This is a genomic window from Streptomyces chartreusis, from assembly GCF_008704715.1.
Lineage (GTDB): Bacteria > Actinomycetota > Actinomycetes > Streptomycetales > Streptomycetaceae > Streptomyces > Streptomyces chartreusis.
Window position 1 is genome coordinate 9,842,437 of the sequence record NZ_CP023689.1, and the last position, 17,821, is coordinate 9,860,257.

A 17,821-nucleotide genomic window follows, 5' to 3' on the forward strand; every position below is an offset into this window, starting at 1 on the left:
AATAGGGCGGTGACCGCAGGTCAGCAGAGTGTGGCGATGATTCAGCGCCAGTCATCGATCACGTAGGCGTCCGAGTGGCTGTAGCCGGGTTCGTTGGGCTTGTGCATGGTTACGCCTTGCAGCCAGGTACGGAAACCCCGGTCGACCATGCGCCGGTAGGCATCCTGGCGGGCCAGGTTCACTCCGGCGTCCAGTTGCCCCAGGCCCTTCTCGACGGCCAGATGCTCGCACGCAGTCAGCAGTCGTTCGAACCGGTCCGCGGAGTCCGGGCCAGGGCGCACGGCGCCGAATTTGACGAAGCACACGTCCTCACCGGCTTCCGACCCCGCTCCGCAGTGGCAGACAGCCAGACCGTCGAGGTCGGAATCGGCGCCCTCGAGGAGGATGGCGTCACCGAGCCCCTGCGCCTGTGCGGCCACGATCTCGCGGTCCAAACTCAGGCCCTCGTACACAGCTCCCGTCAGTGCGCGACTGAGGTTCAGTGCCTCGGGACGCTCGGCAGCGGTCAGCTCGCCGTACAGCGCTCGGCCGGGGACTGCGGCACGGACGGCGACCTGTTTTTTCATGATGGCTGTGAGGAACCGGGGCCAGAAACCGTACCGGCGATAGAGCTCGAGGTGCTTGGGGCTGTGCGCGAAGGTGAACAGGCCGAGGTGGCGGTTCTCCCAGGTGTCGAGGCAGGCCATGACCGGTTCCATGAGGCGCCTGCCGATGCCCTGGTCCCACAGATCCGGACGTACGGTCAGCGGGCCGAAGTACCCGACGCTGCCCCAGTCGGCGGCGAAATTCGATCCGACGACCTCGCCCTCGACGGTGGCTGCGAAGGCCGCCTGTGGATCTGCCGCCCAGCGGGTACGGACATAGTCGGCGGTCCCGAAGAACGTCTCCGGCTCAGGGACCCCGAGGAAGGTCCCGAAGGCGACCCTGAAGATCTCGTCGGCCCGATCCAGGTCCGGCTCGGCCAGCGGGCGGACCGACACCGAGGCGGCGAAACTCGTTCGCTTCGCTGAGGGCATGATCGCTCCTCCCTCCCGCCCCCAGTTCCATCGCACCACGGACGTGCACCGCGGGCGAAGCGACAGGTCCGGCGAGGAGCGCTGTGCGATGCCCGCAGCGGTCTGCTGCTGTGAAGCATGAGCCGATGCCCGCCGAACGGATCAGGGCCAGACGCCGGAGAAGTCGATCTCACGGGCCCACTCGGGATGGTCTATCAGCGGGTTCCGATTGCCCTGGATCTCCGCGATGGCCGCGTTGCGGTGCAGTTCGTACTCGGTGACCGCCTCGCTCTCGTGCCAGCGCAGCAGGACGGGCAGCCGGTCCTCGGGGAACTCGCGCGCAACGTCGCCGACCTGCCCGGGATAGCGGAGCAGGAAGTACAGGGTGGCGCGGGCGACCACGCCCTTGCCCTCCTCCGGCTCGAATCCCACGCTCTCGCGCATCCCGCACGCCTCCCGTTCCGCTTCCTCGAAGTTGGGGAAGTCGAAGTACGGGAAGTTGCCGCGGAAGCTGTTGCAGCCGACCTCGCAGGCGAACAGATGATGCAGGTCGCCTCGCATCGGTTCCTGCTTGTCGAACCACGACTGCGGCACCACGTGTTCACAGTTGAACGGCATCGATGCCTCCAGTGCATCGAACTCCTGTTCAAACTCGGCCGGTCCCGCCGTGCTCTCCAGCAGCAGGAGTTCCTGTACGCGAGTCAGGCGGGCCTGGGCCACGGCCGCGTCGGCCCGTATGAGCTCCTCAGCGGAGAAGTCCTTGCCCGAGTAGATGCTGCGCAGGCGTCCGTCCTTGTGCAGGTCGACCCACGGATAGACCAGCCTCATCGGCTTGTACCTCGGTTGGGGCTCGTGGCTGTCCGCCAGTAGTTCTGTCAGAGCGCGGCGCAGCGCGTCGCCGGTTTCGGTGCGGATGTTCGCGTAGTACGCCTCCCGCGCGGCTGCGTCCGCGACGCGGTCGTAGTACGGCCGTTCCCGTGCGACCCGATGGTTGGTCAGAGCCGCGTCGACCTCTTTCTCGACCGCTGACACAACGTCCGGAGACCTCACCGGCGGCTGCGGCGTGGCCTGTGGAACCGATGCAGGAGCGGGCTGCGGGGCCAGGACGGCGGGCGACTGGAACGACGGGGCATCGAATCCGATGCTGATCCGCAGGGGCAGCAGGAACTGCGTTGCGTTGGCGGTCTCCTGGGCCGCTCGCGCTTGGGAGCCGTTGGTGGCCGGCACGGGGGACTTGCCGTTGAAGGGGGCCATCTGTGTGGCGCTCGGCACGGGAGGCGGGGTGAGTCCGGCGGTGAACACCTCGTCACGCAGCCGTGCCGCCTCTCCGCTCAGGGGTATCTCGTGCAGTGCCCCCAGCACACGGCTGATCCGCACCCCTTCGTTGGCCCGCCAGGCCAGTTGCTGCTCGCCCATCTCGGGCTGCCACACCGCTCCGTCGACACTGAGGGGCCGGCCCTCGGCGTCGGTCTTCGGGACGGCGGAGTGGTGCAGGGCGACGACTTCCCATTGGTCGTTGAAGACGGGAGAGCCCGAAGAACCCTCACGGGTGTCGCACTCGTAGTGCAAGAACCGCTCCAGAACGTCGACTATCTGGTTCTCGCGCAGAGCGATCTGCTTGGGCTCGCCCCTGGGGTGCTGAATGATGTTGACGAACTCCCCGATAAGGATCTTCCCCTGGGCTTCGCTGAGTACCAACCGGCCGAACGACGACAGCGCCTCTCCCTGTGCGCCACGCGGAGCCACGGCGACGAGGCTGTAGTCGAGCGCCCGGTCGGTGACGAAGAACCGAAGTGGCTCCAGCTCGAATACCGCCGGAACGAGTGGGCTGCCGTCGACGCTGTCCTGGAACGCGAAGGCGACCTTGCTGCGAGTCGCGTCTTCCTTGTCACGCAGTACGTGATTGTTGGTGAGCAACAGGGAGGGCGAGACCATGAATCCGGTTCCATGCCCACCCCCGGGTCCGCTGATGGTGATCCGGCCGACCGAACGCGAGACCTGGACACCCTCTTCGAGGAATGCGACCGGGGTGAGGTTGTTGCGCCCGATCAGGCGCTCCAGCCCCAGCGCGTCACTGGTGAAACCCTCCGGGGGCAGCCCCAGAGTGCTTCCCGCACTGCTGGCCGGTTCCGTCTGCGTCCGCTCGATCGCCCGCGCCATGGCCCAGTCCGCCCCGAGACGTGCCAGCCGCTTCTCGACCCGCTCGGGGGTGTCCGCATACAACACGCCACGCGATTCCAGAACGGACTGATTCCCCTCACGCCGTTCGGTGCGGTTCGCATAGCGGGCTGCGGCCATCGTCAGTTGTGACAGGTAGTCTGATTGTCGTTCGGATGCGAGTTCCGCCGTGGCCATGATTCGCCTCCAGGCGTCTGGTGATGGTGGCGGTGGTGTCCGAGGCACGTGTTTTCCGCAGACAGCCCGACGCGTCCGATGACATTCGGCTTGCCGGGACACACACGGACGAATTCCTACGCCTCAGCCCACGCGCTCCGGCGGCAGCCGTCCGCCCACCGGCAACAGGTCAATGAAATTGTGTTCAGCCGCGGGCGCGTACCGTACGAGGCCCGTGTTGTCGGGGGCGGGGACCGTCACCTGCGCCACCGCCTGGCGAGCGACGTCCTCCAGGGTCTCGGCCACTGTTCCGTGCCAGTAACCCCTGTCGCGCAGCGGGTCGCCCGTCGGCTCCTCCGGGGGCGGCGAGGGGGACAGGCTGACCGGCAGGTACAGCTGCCGGACGCCTTTGTCCGCGCAGGCCTTCGCGAGCAGCCGACCGGTGAGACCGTCGCCGCCTCTCTCGCCAGGAGCGAACTGCTCCAGCATCACCAGTAGCGGCCCCTCGCCGACGCACGGCCAGGCTTGAGGCAGGGAGAAGGGCGCGCCCTCCGGTTCGCCGCTGTCCCGCGGTCCGTACCGGCCGTCGGTCTCGCCCTTGGGCTCGGGGCGCACCATGCCGTCGAAGTAGGCCCAGCGCCAGCCCTCGGTCCGCCCGTCGGCATTGCCGGCCAGAGCGCCCTCTTTCCAGGCATCCGCGTATTCGGGGTCACGCACGAGCGGAGTCCTGGGCACATTCGGCGGTGAGCTTATGGCCTTGTCGTAGCCGTCCTGCCAGCCTTCGACACCGATCGGCACGAACACGCCGGGCTCGGTCGGTACCGAATGCGGATTGTGCTGAGTCATCACCGATCTCCCTTCACCAATTGGGCTTGGCGACATTGCCGTAGGACCAGGTTGAGCTCTTCGACATCTCGAAGTGCAGATGCGGTCCTGTGGAGTTGCCCGTGCTGCCGACCAGCCCGAGCTGCTTTCCGGCGCTGACCTTCTGACCGGTCCTCACCTGACGTTGTGAGAGATGGCAGTAGGTGTACATGTGGCCGTTGTCCGCGCGCAGCCCGATCCATTGCCCGTACGCTCCGCCGGCCTTGTTCGACCATGCGATGGTGCCGTTGCGCACGGCGACCACAGGTGTGCCGGGCTTGGCGGCGAAGTCCTGGCCTGTGTGGCGGCCGATCCCGTCCGGCTCCGGTTTCCAGGCATACGGACCGCGCGCGTAGAAGCCGAAGGTCACTTTGTGCCCGGGCACAGGCGACGGGACCCGCTTTCTGGGATGGGAAGCAGCGGGTGCGCCCTTGCAGTTGACTTTGAAGTGGGCGTGGTGGCCGAGGGTGGTGAGGGAGGTGCAGCCGGGGTTGCCGTCGGCGTCGGTTCCTTTGAAGCCCTGGGCGAGTTGTTCGGCGCGGTAGGCGGCTTTGGTCTGGGCGCCGAAGAGGCCGGTGGGGCCGTCGGGGATCTTGCGGCCGCGGGCTATGAGTGCTTTCTGTACGGTGCGTACGTCCTCGTTGCGTTTACCGAACTGGACGTTGGACAGGGCCACCATGACGGCTCCTAGTACCAGTGGGGAGGCCGGTGCGGATCGGCCTGCTGGACGCGGGCGGCGAAGTTCGATCCGGACTTGTTCACGTGGTAGCGGGCGCGCACATAGTTGACCGTGGCGCACATGTCCGCGACCACGTCGTAGGGCGTGGTCGCCGTATCCGCTTGATGATGGGTGGCGAACGTGGGGGGAATGCACTGCGTGGCGCCTCTGGAACAGTTCCGCGGATGGCCGTCGGACATGATGGGGCCGTGCGCGTTCGCATCCGTTCGGTTCACCCGGAACTTCGGATGATTCGACGCGGACTCGCGCTTGGCGATGGTGGCCAGAGCGGGCACTCCGAACCGTGGGTCCATTCCCGTCAGTGCACACGCCTTCTTGGCGTAGCGCCGCATGGCCGGCTCGCCGGAGTCGTCGTTGGGATCGAGGTAGGTCACCTTGGCGAGGGGCAGATTGCCGTTCGCGGTGGCCGGGACGCCTGTGCAGTTGACTTTGAAGTGGGCGTGGTGGCCGAGGGTGGTGAGGGAGGTGCAGCCGGGGTTGCCGTCGGCGTCGGTTCCTTTGAAGCCCTGGGCGAGTTGTTCGGCGCGGTAGGCGGCTTTGGTCTGGGCGCCGAAGAGGCCGGTGGGGCCGTCGGGGATCTTGCGGCCGCGGGCTATGAGTGCTTTCTGTACGGTGCGTACGTCCTCGTTGCGTTTACCGAACTGGACGTTGGACAGGGCCACCATGACAATTCGCCTTCTCTCGTCATGCCCTGCGGGGTTACGGAAAGCCGCCGTGCTTTGTCGCCGAGATGCAGAGCGGCGGTGCCGGGCGCGTCGACTCGTTGGTCCGGACACCGGGGGCGGGCATTGGCCGGTGAGGGCTGGGTCGCGTTGCCCCCGATCGGTGATCTCGGAGTCGCAGGTGGCTGACAGCGCATCGGGGGAAGTGTCGAATAGCAAGGCGTCATCGCGACCGGAGCGGGCCGGCTCGCCACGGAAGGTGTGCACCAGGGGGACCGCGTCAGGGCTTTGCCACGGTCGCCCAGTGCCGCCCTGGAGCTGGCCCCCGCGCCAGCGCGCGGTCATTCGCCGCTGCCTCATGATTCGCGGGTCGCGTACCGGCAGTCCGACCTCCGTGTGCCAGGCTGTGGCGCTTAGTGAATCGGTCGCCGGGGCGTAGGCACACGACCTCTTCGATGGCGCTGTGGCGGTCATACCCGTCGTCCTTCCGTCCGCGCCGAAGATGGTCAATTCGACGCTACGGAACCGCCGTCAGTCCCGCGTCATCCTGGCGTCATCCCCACCCGTCGGGGCGGGAGCATGCGGGCGAACGCGGGGGAGGGCTCGACGCCCAACTCGTCGTGCAACAGGCACCGGAACGCGTGGTAGTGACGCAGAGCTTCAGCGAGATTGTCCTCGGCGAGATGAGCCGAGACGACCGCGCGATGGGCGCTTTCGCGGAGGGGCTCGCTGCGGACGCTTGCCCATGCGGCCTCCAGCGCCAGCGCGGGCTTCCCCTGCCGGGTCAAGGACTCGGCGAGCGCGTCGAGCGCGTGCAGGCGCAACTGACGCAGGCGCTCACGTTCCAGAAGCACCCAGTCCTCGTCCCAGCCCGGCAGCAGGTCCTCGCCGGACAGCATGGCTAGCGTCGGACCGCCGTTGAGCGGACGCTCGCACTCCTGTATGAGGTCGAGTGCCGTTTCGGCGAGGGCGTGCACGTCCACATACAGGTCCGCTGCGGGCAGGAGATAGTCGCCGCAGCAGCGCATCAGCGGCGGGTCGCTGCGAGGCAGTTTCCAAAGGGTGGTGCGCAGGCTGCCTCGAGCGTGCTCCTCGGATACCTCCGGCCACAGCGTTCCGGCCAGGACAGTGCGCGACACCCGGCCTCGGAGCCCCACGAACGCCATCAACCTCTGGCCGTTGCGGCACAACTCGACGGCCTCGGACCCGAATTCCAGTCGGAACGGGCCGAGCAGGCGCAGCTGAGGGAGAGACACCAATTTGATCGCCTGGCGTGCGGGCGCGCTACAGCGCGGAATCGTGCCGTGCACTTCGAGGGGTAGGCGCGTGCTCCGAAGAAGCACGCAGTTATCAGTTTCAGACGTTCGAACACGTGGTGCAACCTGGCAAGGTCGAGGCCCAGGCGTGCTTTGCTATGGGCCTCTACGCGTGGACCTGCGCCAGTGCGGTGAGGATGCGGCGGGTCTTGTTATCGGGGTTCTCGGAAAGCGTCACCCCGCGCTCCCGCACCGCGTCATTCAGCTTTCGCTGCTTGCGCTCGGCCCGCACCGCGAGTTCCTCGGCGTTGTCGCCGTCTTTGGGCTTCACCCGTATCGACGCCTCCAAGAAACCCAGACCGGCCACTGACCATGCCTCCAGGTCCACGTCCAGGTCATCGAGCGGAACGTCGTCGAACTTCGTCGAGCGAACCGGGCCCAGCGCGACCAGCCCATCGAGCCGGACTGACGGAGTGCAGGCGCGCAGGAACTGGTCCTGCACGGCGTCGATCGCCGCTGCGGGATCGCCACCGGGTGCCGTCGCGCTGGACAGCGCTCCGGGCGTGTGATCATGCACCAGAGAGGCGGCCAGCACATGTCCACTCGATGACCAGTCCTCCTCGATCTTGTACGTGAACGGCTCCGCCTCGAACGGATCAGAGAACCTGCCGACGAGCTGCTCCCGGCTGCATGGCCGCAACTTGGCGGTCAGGTCGTCCTGACCGCCACCAGTCCTGAAACGCAGGATCACGCCGCCGTCCAGTAGGGGCACCCGCCCCGCGGCGATGCCGTCCCGGTCCTCCGCGAACCAGATGCGACGCACGGTCATCGGACGACCCGATGTGCCGAGGGCCGACAGCGCCGCTGCCACGTCGCCCTCGACGTTCACCTTTATCTCGATCGGCAACAAGCCCATCGCGATCCTCCCGCATTGCTTCCCGGATGCCGCGGCGACCGAGTCGGTTCGAACGCATCGGTTCCTCGCCGGCAACCTCCGAAGTACGGTGCCCCAATTGGTGGATCTCATCCGGGGCGTGTCAGCTGCCCAGCGATGCTCGGCATCTGTCCTGTTTTCAGGCTATCCACACCACGGTCGAGTCGCAGTCCGGGTGCCGACCGCCCGGCCTGGCCTTGTCGCTGACCCGCGTTGAGATGACCCGCGAGTGTCCCTGACGAGTGGTCAGGGCCCCGGGCCCGGCTGCGTCGGCCTCTGCGATCACAGTGGCTTCGGTAGTGGCCGTGAACCGAGCCGGTCCGTCATCTCAGAGGGCGAGGGGATGAAGTCCGGCACCCGTCTTCGGCGGCAACCCTCCCACAATTCGTAGTCGAAATGTTGCGCACAGTGATGGGGTGCGCGAAGGGTGTGGTTGAACGTGAGACCGAAAGCGAGACGGAGGGGCCTTGAACGGCGAAGTCCTGATGCGACTTCAGCCGAAGCCGAGATGCGACCGCCATTCCCACGGCCTACGCTTCAAGAGGCGGCAGTCATATGTCAGCAGCATCTCTGACCACAGCGTCCGGGAGAGCTGCCGGCGACGCCGCACTCGACGACTCCGCGTCGGCCGATCGGCCGGGGATCGTCTCAACAGTTCTCCGCTCGCCATGCAGTCTGCTTGACACGTCGGAAGCAAGACATGAATGGATTCGCCGACCGGCTCATGATCCGGTATCAGGATCCGGTCAAAGTCGACGAGCTTCTGGTCCCCCTCGAGGATGCCGGCATGACTCGGGTCAGGACCCTGTTGGCCGCAGTCTACGAACCGGGGGTTCTGGAGGTCCGGTCAACGGGGGCGCCCTTGGTGACGGGGCGTCATTTCCAGGTCCCCATCACGGTGCCGCTCACCGTCCGGGGCAGTTGGGAGAAGGTTCTGCCCGCAGCCGAACGGGCCCGGACCGATTTCGAGATCCCTTCGACGACGCCTGCGCACTGGATCGACCTGGCCCTGGACATGTTCGTGCCGACGCAGGTGGCGCCGACATCCGGCGCGCTCGAAGCGATCGGCTCCGAGGCGGTCGCCCGGCTCACCGAGGACGACTTCGTGGCAAAGTTCGGCCGGACGGGACTCGACGAACTTCTTCGTCTGACCGGCGCTGCCGACTTTGGAGAGCTCCAAGCCAACTCGGCACGCCTGTACGAGTTGCGCTACGCCGAGCCGGCGCCGTTCGATCCGGCCGCGCCGGCTCGCCGCTTCCGGCTTCGGGTCTCGGTGCTGTTCTTCGCAGACTTCGATCTTGCGGCCGCACTGCGCAGGTTGGTCAGCAGCAGACACGCGCTGGATCAGGTGAGCGCGCGGCCCGACGCGTACGACGGGGGCGAACTGCTCGCCGCCAGTGCCTGGCTCGCGGTGTTCCCCGCACCGCCCCAGACGCCGGACCCGGCATCGGTGACCGAGGAGCAGGTGTCCGACGTGCTGGCGGCCGAGGGCTTCGTGGCCGCATTCGAAGACCTGAGCACCCAGTGAGGCGGACAGCGTGCACAGAAAGACACATCTCACGTGAGGAGCGGTCGATGCCGGTCAAGTACATCACCGTCGAACCCAGGAGCGATCTGTTCGCTCCTGCCACGAGGGCCTTCGGCGACATCGCCGTCGTAGGCAAGGGCGGCATCGGTACCGACAAGTCGCCCGCCAAGGACTTTTCGTCGCCCGACGAGGCGGCGAAGGCATATCCGGGCGGCACCACCAAGCTGGCGGTGAAGGCCGAAGTTGGCAAGAACACGATTGTCGTCCCGCTCGCGGTGTCGAGCGTGCCCCCGGGCACGGTGTTGCGCATCGGGGCGGAGGCGGACGAGGAGGAGCGCACGGTCACGAAGGTTGCCGCTGCGGCGGCACCCCCCAACGCGTCCGAACTGACCTTGGACCAGGTGTTGAAGAGGGACCACGAGGCTCAGGCATCGGTACGCCAGCGAGGTACCGAGCTGGAACGAGCCATCGGCATCGCGTTCCGGCAGTCGCCGCCACCGACCAAAGTGTGGGGCGTCCAAGTGGACTTCGACACACCGCAATGGGCGGAGGCGTTCCGGGATGAGGTGGCGAAGCTGGATGTCCAGATCGTGACACTGGCCAACACCCCGCTCAACGACGGCAACAGGCCGGCGGTGGAAGAACTGGCGAAGCACGTGGCCGGGCCCCAGGGAGACGGCAAAGAACGCATCGGAGTGGCGATGCTCGACCGCGCACTCACCGCGGAGCAGGCGGTCCGGCTGAACCAACAACCCGTGAAGAACGAGCGGATGTTCCTGGTGGCCCACAAGTCCGACGACGATGTGGCTGCAGCTGCCGCCGGGGTCATCGCCGGGCAACGGCCGCACATCTCGATGCTGCTGAAACCGATCAGCATCTCGATGCCCGACACATTCTCCGAGTCGGACATCGACAAGTTCGTGGACGGCCGGATCAACTGGATAACCAGGCCGGTGCTGATCCCAGGCGGCGCGCTGTACCTGGGTGAGGGCCTCACCGCGGACAGCAGTGGCAACAAGGCCTACGTCGACACGGTCCGCACGCTGGACGACGTCAACTTCCGGATCAAGGCATCCCTGATCCAGGGGATCGGGAACCTGCGGGTCAGCCGCGTCGGGCTGCGCTCCGTCCAGACGCTGGTCGAATCGGTCCTGTCGCCCTTGGTGCTCCAGGAGGTCATCGAGGACTTCAGTGTGGTGATTCCACTGCTCACGCTGTTCGACAGGGACGAGTCGACGTTGACTCCCGCGGAGCGCCAACAGATCAAGGAAGCCCGCAGCAGCCGGGTCGTGCCCATGAGCGTGGTCGTGGTCTACGCGGGCGCCATTCACCGGCTCACCATCGGCCTCGTCTTCACCGGGTGAACAAGGGAGCTGACAGATCATGCCCGGAGCCAAGTGGGACACCCGACTGGCAGTGACGCGGGACGGAGAGCCGGTCACGCCCATCGACTCGTTCAACCCCACCTTCAACGTCCCAGTCCAGCCGCTGCACTCGCTGGAAGCGGACAACGTCGCCTACGTGGTCCAGCCCAAGGCCTTCACGTTCACGATGGCCGTCAAGGCGATCGGGCCACCGGTCGCGACCCTTACTGACATGGCGCTGAATCACTCCAAGTTCGCCATCAGTGTCCAGCAGCAGACCGGCGACGACTGGTCGTTCCAGTCCATCGCCTTCACTGACTGCTACATCACCTCGGCCGCCAGCACCGTAGTGGTCGACGGCGCCCCCACCACCACCTTCAACTGCATCTGCCTGCAGACCACTGCCAGTCGTAACGCCTAGCAGGGCGCGCGGAGGCCGTCATGTCGATCCCCGACGAGGAACACGTCCCATCTCCTCAGGACCCCGACACCCTGATGGCGGAGTCCCAGGTCGACTACTACTTCCCGGTCGAGGTGGTCCTGGTCGGGGACAGCACGCAGGAGATGAAGGACGACATCGTCCAGGACGTCTGGAACGCGCTCTACCGCGCGCTGGGCTGAGCGGTGGCCGGAATCCGAGGAGCAGTGATGCCGCGCAGAGTGTGCTACTTCCCGATCACGGTAAGGATCGGAGAACTGGCGGAACCACAGCTCGAGGAACTCGGGCGAGCCGTCGGCACGGCACTCACCGCCCGCATGGACGCGGCGCGACACCAACTGCACGCCGCAGCCGCGGGACAGGGCGACGCGCAGTTCAGCGTCCGGCCGCACCTGCCTGAGTCCGTGCACTTCGACGGCGACCCCGGTGAGGACCGTCGGCACGCGCTGGAACGGGTACTGCTCGACGCCGTCGCCTGCGCCGTCGCCGCTCTGCAGCCCTCCGAGGGGCTGCCCACCCCGGCTTCGTCGCCCGGAGCATTGGTTCTGGCCGAGCCGGTTCGGACGGTCGCCACGGGCATCGAGGACTCCACGACCGTCGGTGACGTCGGTGACGCCGACAGCGTCGATGACACTGCAGGCACCGCGGAATTGATTGCCCCCTCGAACGCTGAGGTCACGGACGGACACTACGGCAGCCTGCGGCTCGCCATGGCGCTGCCGGGCGATGTCGTGGACGCTGAGGACCTGCCGAGGACCTCGACCGGGCACGGCCCGGAACCCGTTCGTCTGCCGGAGGCCGCCGCGGTGCCCACGGCGTCGGCCCCGTCTGCCGCCGCGCCCACCGGGCCCGCGCCCACCGGGCCCGCGCCCACCGGGCCCGCGCCCGCCGAGCCGGAGCAGTCCGGCGCAGCGCCGCCCGCACTCGAGCCCGCGACCTTGGCCCGACCGGACCGGTCCGAAGAGCCGGGCAAGCCACCAGCAGCCGAGCCGGAGACTCGTGAGTCGGCAAAGGACGAAGTGGCCGCAGGTCCCAGCGTGTTTGAGGGGCACGTAGTGATGCACCTTCTCGGCGGCCGGGTGGTGACCGTCGGAGGAGCCGACCGCCATGTCAGGGCCTCCAGCATGATCAGGGCGGTCCAACTTGGCGCGGGCATCTTCGGCACCCAGTCGTTCGTCATTCTGGAGGGTCCGGTGGGGGAGCCGGACAGTCGACTCTGGGCGCTCGCCACCACACCCACGGTCTCGGACAGGGAGCTGAAGCGCATTGCCGAGGGGTGGCCGCTCAAGGGCGGCGACCTGCAGATGGTCACCGTCGGCGGCGGAGAGGTTCTCAGAAGCGTGATCGACGATGCCGGCCGACGTTACGTCGTTCACACAGTGGTCTCCAAGGAGGGGAACTTCCTGACCCCCGATCCGGCTGCCGGCACCCGGCTGGCCGAGCGACTGCGCACGGGAGGACCGAAGCTCGCGCCGGCCAAAGCTCGGGAGCTGGTCTTCGGCGACCTGGACGAACTCGTCGAGCAAGTACTGGAGGGTGCAGACGACCGCCTCCAGGAAGCGGCCGACCGCCTGGCGCTCCTCGGCGTGGTCGCCTTCTCCCTGGTCGACTGGCAGACGAAGGCCCGCTACCTGGAGGTCCTGGTGCAGGCCTGGACATGGGAGAAGCACGAACTCGCGATCGTCGAGATCATGCGGTCGCTGGAAAGCATCGCAGAACTGGACGCCGTACGAGCCGTGCTGGCCCAACACAAGATCGACGAACAGCTCTTCCGGGACGTCGGAGACACCCTGTGGAGCCTGCTCACGACGGTTGGCGAGCGCTTCGGGAACCACCGCCGGTTCACCGTGGGCGAGCTGTCGACGCTGTTCGACGAGGCGTTCCAGACCCCGCCGGAGGTACGCGAGTCGCTCCGGCGCAGCGTGCTGGAGGGCGGCACGCTACGGCTGGGCATGTCGGTGCTGCTGCAGATCGAATCGGCAGCGGTGGCGGTCGTGGACATGCTCCTCGGGATGATCGAGGGCCTGGCGCTGATGGTGAGCAGGCCGGCCCAGATGATCGAAGGGCTCGGGCAGCTCGTACGGCTGCTGCTGATGTTCGAGCTGGCAGGTCTCGGCTACCGGCCCGCGCAGGCGGAATGCGCCGAGGTGGTCAAGCACATCGGCCCCCAACTGGTCCATGGACTTCAGGGCGCGGCCCTGCTGCACATCGGGGAGAGGGTCATTGCCAAGATCAAGTGGGCCGTCGTGGTCGAGGTCGGATCCTGGTTCGTCGGCTTCGGAGAGATCAAGGCGGCGGCTGCCGCGGTCGGACTCACCGAGAAGCTGGCGCTGGTGCTCCGCATCCTCACAACGCTCGGCAAGGTGGCCGAAACTGCCGAGGGCGAGGTGGTCGCGGCGCGACTGGTGCGGCTCGCCACGGCGATGCGAGCCGGCAGCGACGTGTTGCGGGTCGTCAAGGAGGACAAGGACATCCTGGCGCTGCTCTACCACCTGCCGGTCGACGACCAGCGCCGGCTGGTCTCGATGCTGGAGCGGTTCGAGGTGCGAGAGGGCAGCACACTGGCCGAGCTGGCCGCGCATCCGGAACTGGGACCCGCCCTTGAGGCGGCGCAGCGCAAGACCGAACTCCTGCACACCTTCGCCATGAAGTCGGGCGGCCTCTCGGAGGAACTGGGCCGCGCCTTCCGTCACCTGGCGGGCCCGCACGGCTTCGACACGCCGGAACTCGCCCGGCTCGCCGCCATGCTGGAGGACGGTGAGGGCAGCGTGCTGCTGGCGACCATGGAGCACATCGGACTTCCGCGGATCGGGCCGGGCCGCGAGGTCGAGCTGGACCTCCTGACCGTGCTCGCGTCCAAGCGGATGCGGATGGACGCTGTCCGGGAAGTCGGCTTCGACGTGGTGCGGGCGGCCGTCACCAGATCTGCGGGCGACGTCCGTCTGCTGGACGCCATCTTGCTGGACCTCGCACGCCTTCGGAACGAAGCCCGTGAGGGCGACCGCATGGCCGAATACGCCGAGTTGCTGTCCCGGCTGACCCAGGACGATCCGGTGGCCTGGAGCCGCGTGGCCGGCGGTGCGGCCATGCGGGCGGGCGACGCGGCAGGCGCGGCGCAGCGAGCGGTGGTTCTGGAGCGGATCACCGCCCTCAGGGGCCGCTACCAGCAGGGCGCGGTGGAATCGGCCGTCATCAAGCGGCTCCTGGACGGACTGGTACGGCGGTCCCGCAAGGATCCCTGGCTGGTGACGGAGATCCTCGACCGGTTCGAGGCCCGACGCCTGGATCGCGCCGGAAGCTACGCCGACGAGGCGGACCTCGCCGCGGCCTGGAAGGACGCCGAGAAGTGGGCGGGTCACGACGAGCGGGCGCTGCTCCACGAGCCGGACGAGGTACCACCGGACGCCCTGAGCCTGAGCGAGCAGCGGCACCAGCGCACCACTCAGGGTGGTCGGCCGTCGCAGGAACTGGCGGACAACATGGCGCGTGCCCACAACCCGCGTCCGCCGGGCCACGAGACGCATCACATAGTGCCGGAGGGTGACCCGCGTGCCGAAATCGCCCGCCGCATCCTCGACGAGGCGGGGATCGCATGGCGCAACGCCGCCGAGAACGGGATCCACCTGCCCCGCACGTCCCTGGACCCACGCACTGTCCCTCAGGCCTACACACGCCACCCCACGCTGCACACCGATGCGTACTACAAGGAACTGACCCTCCGGCTGATCGAGGCCAAGCACAACGGCACCGTCCGCGAGACCCTCGCCGCGATCGGGGAGGAGCTGCTGAACGGCCAGTTCTTCCATGTCGAGGACAACGCCACCAAGGGGCAGCGGTTCGCCGAGCTGCTCATGGAGCAACGAGCGGACATCGACTGGCTGACGGACGAAGAGTTCCTCGACATCGTCGAGGCCGCCGACCGTCGCACCACGAGAGCGAGCAGGAGCAAGCCATGACAGCCGGAGTGAACGTCCCCGTCCTGATCGGCCCGGTGCCGCTGCTCACCGTCACCAGCCTGACCTTGAACGAGGGCTACCAGGTGGCCCGCATCGCCGGCAGCAAACTCGCCCAGCTCGTGTCGCCAACCACCCGCACCATCGCGGTCGAAGCGGTGCTGGTCGGAGGGAGCCGGCTCATTTTCAAGAAGCTGCTGGAGGCGATGGCGCTGACCTCGCGGGCCTTGGCTCCGGCCACCGCACCCATGATGAACCTCGCCGGTCTGCCCGTGGTCTGCGGTATGACCGTCTGCCTCGACATGCAGATCAGCAGCCTGCGGTTCACCCAGTCCAACCAGAAACGAGATGCCCTCGACGTCAGCATCACCCTGGAACACGTACCGCGCTCCACGCTGACCGCTGTCATCGGCGAGGCCCTGGACATCGCGTTGGCCGCCGGCACGGCAGCCGTCCCCAGCGTCAGCGGAATGGTGCCGGTCGAGCGCCAGCTGGGAGGCACCCTGTGAACGCCCTCGAATTCCACCGGCTGCCCGTCGCCCCTGACGAGGGGCTTCCGCAGGCGTTCAGCTGCGTCGTGGGCGGGACAGGGTACGACTTCGGACTGTACGCCGTTCTGGACAACACCGGCGAAGATCCTCCCGGGACGCTGTACGACCTGGCGTCACCGGGCAGCATCACCGAGCCGGCCTCGCCCCCGGGGTACCTGGTGCTCCGGGTGGCACGCCGAGGGCCCGACGGCCCCCGCGTGGTCTTCCTTCGCAAACTGGTTCCCGAGCCGGACCTCGTCCACCATGCCGACCGGCTGGCGATCCGTCTCCTGGAGGCGAAGCTGGCCAGGGGCAACCTGAACGGCCGTGGCCACTACGGCAGCAGCATCGTTCTGGGGGTGGCGCAGCGATGGGCGTGATCCTCTGGTACGGGATCAACTTCCCCACCCTCGGGCTGAAGGTGTCCAACGACGTCTCCGGCGGCATGATCCTGTCCGACGCAGAAATCACGGTGAACTACGGCCTCGGGCAGCCGGGGGACTTCGAGGTCCACCTGTCCGCCCTGCCCCTCTCCGCCCACCGGAAACTGACCGGCGCGCTCACCGGCGAGCGCGGCACCGTCGGCGGCATCCCCATCGAGATCACTCTCGGCTATCTGGAGAACCCTCTCTCGCGCAAGCCTGTTCTCGTCGGACGGGTGGACGCCATCACCGCCTCCAAGCGCTTCCCGCCCCTGGGCATGAGACTCACCGGGTACGAGGAGGCGTCCTTCCGCCTGATCACTGTGAACGTCGACAAGAAGAGCGGCAAGCGGGAACCGGCCCACTTCTCCAAAGAGAAATGCACACCAGCCGATGCGGCCAAGGCCATAGCTGAGGCTGCCGAAGTCAAGCTCGTCGGTGACGTGACCCCCACCGGACCCGAGCAGCCGAGCATCAGCGCCGACGCGCCGCACGCCTTCGGGCTGCTGGAGCGGATCGCCGACCGCTACGGCGCGGAACTCCTGGTGCAGGACGGCGAGGCCCAGTTCGGGACGGCCGTCACCCACCCGCAGACAAGCGGACTGCCGACGGTACCCGACCTGTCGGCCCTCCTGTCCCTGATCATGCGGGAGGACAGCCTGGTCACCCTCAGCACGAGCACACGCCTCGCGGAGTTCCAGCCGGTGCGCATCGGAGCCACCGGAAAGCAGCGGGTGACCGCCGATCCGCCGGCCGAGAACCCAGTGCCGGCCTTTGACTTCACCGCTCTGGGAGTTCCCGGGCTGCGAGCCGGAGAACTGGTCGCGGCGAGCGTTGAGGGTTATCAGAACCCGCTGAAGGGCTACCGCATCATCCAGCTCACGCACTCCTTCTCACCTCGCACCGGCTATGTCTGCACCGGTCGGGCCGCGCCCTTCAAGAAGGGCGAAGGAAACCGGGGTACGACCGAAACCGTGCGCAAGGGCAGCCCCCTGGCCATCGCCGACGCCATCGCGGCCAAGATCCGCGACGACCACACCATCACCCCTTCGGTCGACATCGGCCAGATCCGGTCCGCCGACCCAGCCGGACGGGTGGCCACCGTGACGTACGGCCAGGAACCGGGCAAGGCAGTGGCCGCGCCGAGCGTCGACCTGCCGATCGAGCCCAACGGCCCGGCGCTGTACGACAAACCACTCGCCACACCGTTCGCCTGGCACAAGGTCGGCCTGTCCGTCCCGGTGTACGCGGGCATGCGTACGCTGCTCAACCAGGTGCACGACGACCGCGAGGACGCCGTCATCACCGGTTTCCTGTGGGCCAACGACGCCGCTATGGACCGCCCTGCGGCCCAAGCCGGAGACTGGTGGCTCTGTCTGCCCACCGAACTGTCGGCCGGTCCGGACCCCCGGCCCATCAACAAGGGCGTCAACGACCTCACCACCGTCGACGGGCACCGGGTGGTGGAGGCGATCGGGCTGAAGATCTCCGTCGGCGCCGGCGAGTGCTCCGATGTCGGTCACCGCCCCACTCCCGGACCTGCCGAGGAACTCCTGCTGAGCCACAGCTCGGGCGCCCAGGTCCGATTCGACAAGGACGGCAACATCACCGTGTCCGCGGGGCCCGGCAAGGACGTCAAGGTCTCGGCGAGCGGCGGTGCGATCTCCCTCAGCGCCGGCGGCGCGACCCTCACCGTGGGGAAGGGAAAGGTGGCGATCAGCTGATGGCACTAGTCCTCGTCGAAGGCGCCGTTCTCACGTGCTCCCACGGCGGCCGGCTGCGACTGACAGGCGGCAGCCGG

General features: G+C 67.6%; 15 protein-coding genes. 8 read left to right on the forward strand and 7 right to left on the reverse strand.

Features of this window, described 5'->3' with window-relative positions:
- Positions 1–41: 41 nt before the first annotated feature.
- The 7 genes from CP983_RS43420 to CP983_RS43450 all read right to left on the reverse strand — a co-directional run bounded on the left by CP983_RS43420 (position 42) and on the right by CP983_RS43450 (position 7,766).
- Complete coding sequence (locus CP983_RS43420; protein ID WP_167537853.1) at positions 42–1,016, reverse strand: GNAT family N-acetyltransferase; 975 nt, start codon at positions 1,014–1,016, stop codon at positions 42–44.
- 141 nt (positions 1,017–1,157) lie between these two features.
- Positions 1,158–3,452 (reverse strand): endonuclease, encoded by a 2,295-nt coding sequence (locus CP983_RS43425; RefSeq protein ID WP_229914894.1) that lies wholly within the window; start codon positions 3,450–3,452, stop codon positions 1,158–1,160.
- A gap of 21 nt (positions 3,453–3,473) precedes the next feature.
- Positions 3,474–4,175 carry a hypothetical protein gene (locus tag CP983_RS43430; protein WP_150506159.1) on the reverse strand — a complete coding sequence of 234 codons (702 nt, stop codon included), beginning with the start codon at positions 4,173–4,175 and terminating at the stop codon, positions 3,474–3,476.
- A gap of 13 nt (positions 4,176–4,188) precedes the next feature.
- Positions 4,189–4,872 carry a peptidoglycan DD-metalloendopeptidase family protein gene (locus tag CP983_RS43435; protein WP_150506161.1) on the reverse strand — a complete coding sequence of 228 codons (684 nt, stop codon included), beginning with the start codon at positions 4,870–4,872 and terminating at the stop codon, positions 4,189–4,191.
- A gap of 8 nt (positions 4,873–4,880) precedes the next feature.
- Positions 4,881–5,597, reverse strand: coding sequence for a peptidoglycan-binding protein (locus tag CP983_RS44910; RefSeq protein WP_244364967.1), 717 nt, complete (start codon positions 5,595–5,597; stop codon positions 4,881–4,883).
- Positions 5,598–6,136: 539 nt separating this feature from the next.
- Positions 6,137–6,850, reverse strand: coding sequence for an AfsR/SARP family transcriptional regulator (locus CP983_RS43445; protein WP_229915113.1), 714 nt, complete (start codon positions 6,848–6,850; stop codon positions 6,137–6,139).
- A 166-nt stretch (positions 6,851–7,016) separates the two neighbouring features.
- Positions 7,017–7,766 carry a hypothetical protein gene (locus CP983_RS43450; protein WP_150506163.1) on the reverse strand — a complete coding sequence of 250 codons (750 nt, stop codon included), beginning with the start codon at positions 7,764–7,766 and terminating at the stop codon, positions 7,017–7,019.
- A 718-nt stretch (positions 7,767–8,484) separates the two neighbouring features.
- Between CP983_RS43450 and CP983_RS43455 the strand changes: the two genes are divergently transcribed.
- From CP983_RS43455 to CP983_RS43490, 8 genes are read left to right on the forward strand one after another with little or no spacing between them, the layout of a single operon-like run.
- Complete coding sequence (locus tag CP983_RS43455) at positions 8,485–9,312, forward strand: hypothetical protein (protein WP_150506165.1); 828 nt, start codon at positions 8,485–8,487, stop codon at positions 9,310–9,312.
- A gap of 47 nt (positions 9,313–9,359) precedes the next feature.
- Positions 9,360–10,676, forward strand: coding sequence for a hypothetical protein (locus CP983_RS43460; protein WP_150506167.1), 1,317 nt, complete (start codon positions 9,360–9,362; stop codon positions 10,674–10,676).
- A 19-nt stretch (positions 10,677–10,695) separates the two neighbouring features.
- A complete protein-coding gene (locus CP983_RS43465; protein WP_150506168.1) occupies positions 10,696–11,097 on the forward strand; it encodes a hypothetical protein in 402 nt (133 codons plus the stop codon).
- Positions 11,098–11,117: 20 nt separating this feature from the next.
- Entirely contained in the window at positions 11,118–11,297 is a 180-nt protein-coding gene (locus tag CP983_RS44225; protein ID WP_167537620.1) for a hypothetical protein, read from the forward strand.
- A 27-nt stretch (positions 11,298–11,324) separates the two neighbouring features.
- Positions 11,325–15,071: an AHH domain-containing protein gene (locus CP983_RS43475; RefSeq protein ID WP_189749618.1), complete on the forward strand. Its 3,747-nt coding sequence runs from the start codon at positions 11,325–11,327 to the stop codon at positions 15,069–15,071.
- Entirely contained in the window at positions 15,068–15,577 is a 510-nt protein-coding gene (locus tag CP983_RS43480; protein ID WP_150506172.1) for a hypothetical protein, read from the forward strand. Before CP983_RS43475 ends, CP983_RS43480 begins: the two co-directional genes overlap by 4 nt.
- Positions 15,574–15,978: a hypothetical protein gene (locus tag CP983_RS43485; protein WP_150506174.1), complete on the forward strand. Its 405-nt coding sequence runs from the start codon at positions 15,574–15,576 to the stop codon at positions 15,976–15,978. The genes CP983_RS43480 and CP983_RS43485 overlap by 4 nt, the downstream gene beginning before the upstream one ends.
- A complete protein-coding gene (locus CP983_RS43490) occupies positions 15,969–17,744 on the forward strand; it encodes a hypothetical protein (protein WP_150506176.1) in 1,776 nt (591 codons plus the stop codon). Before CP983_RS43485 ends, CP983_RS43490 begins: the two co-directional genes overlap by 10 nt.
- The last annotated feature ends 77 nt before the right edge of the window (positions 17,745–17,821 follow it).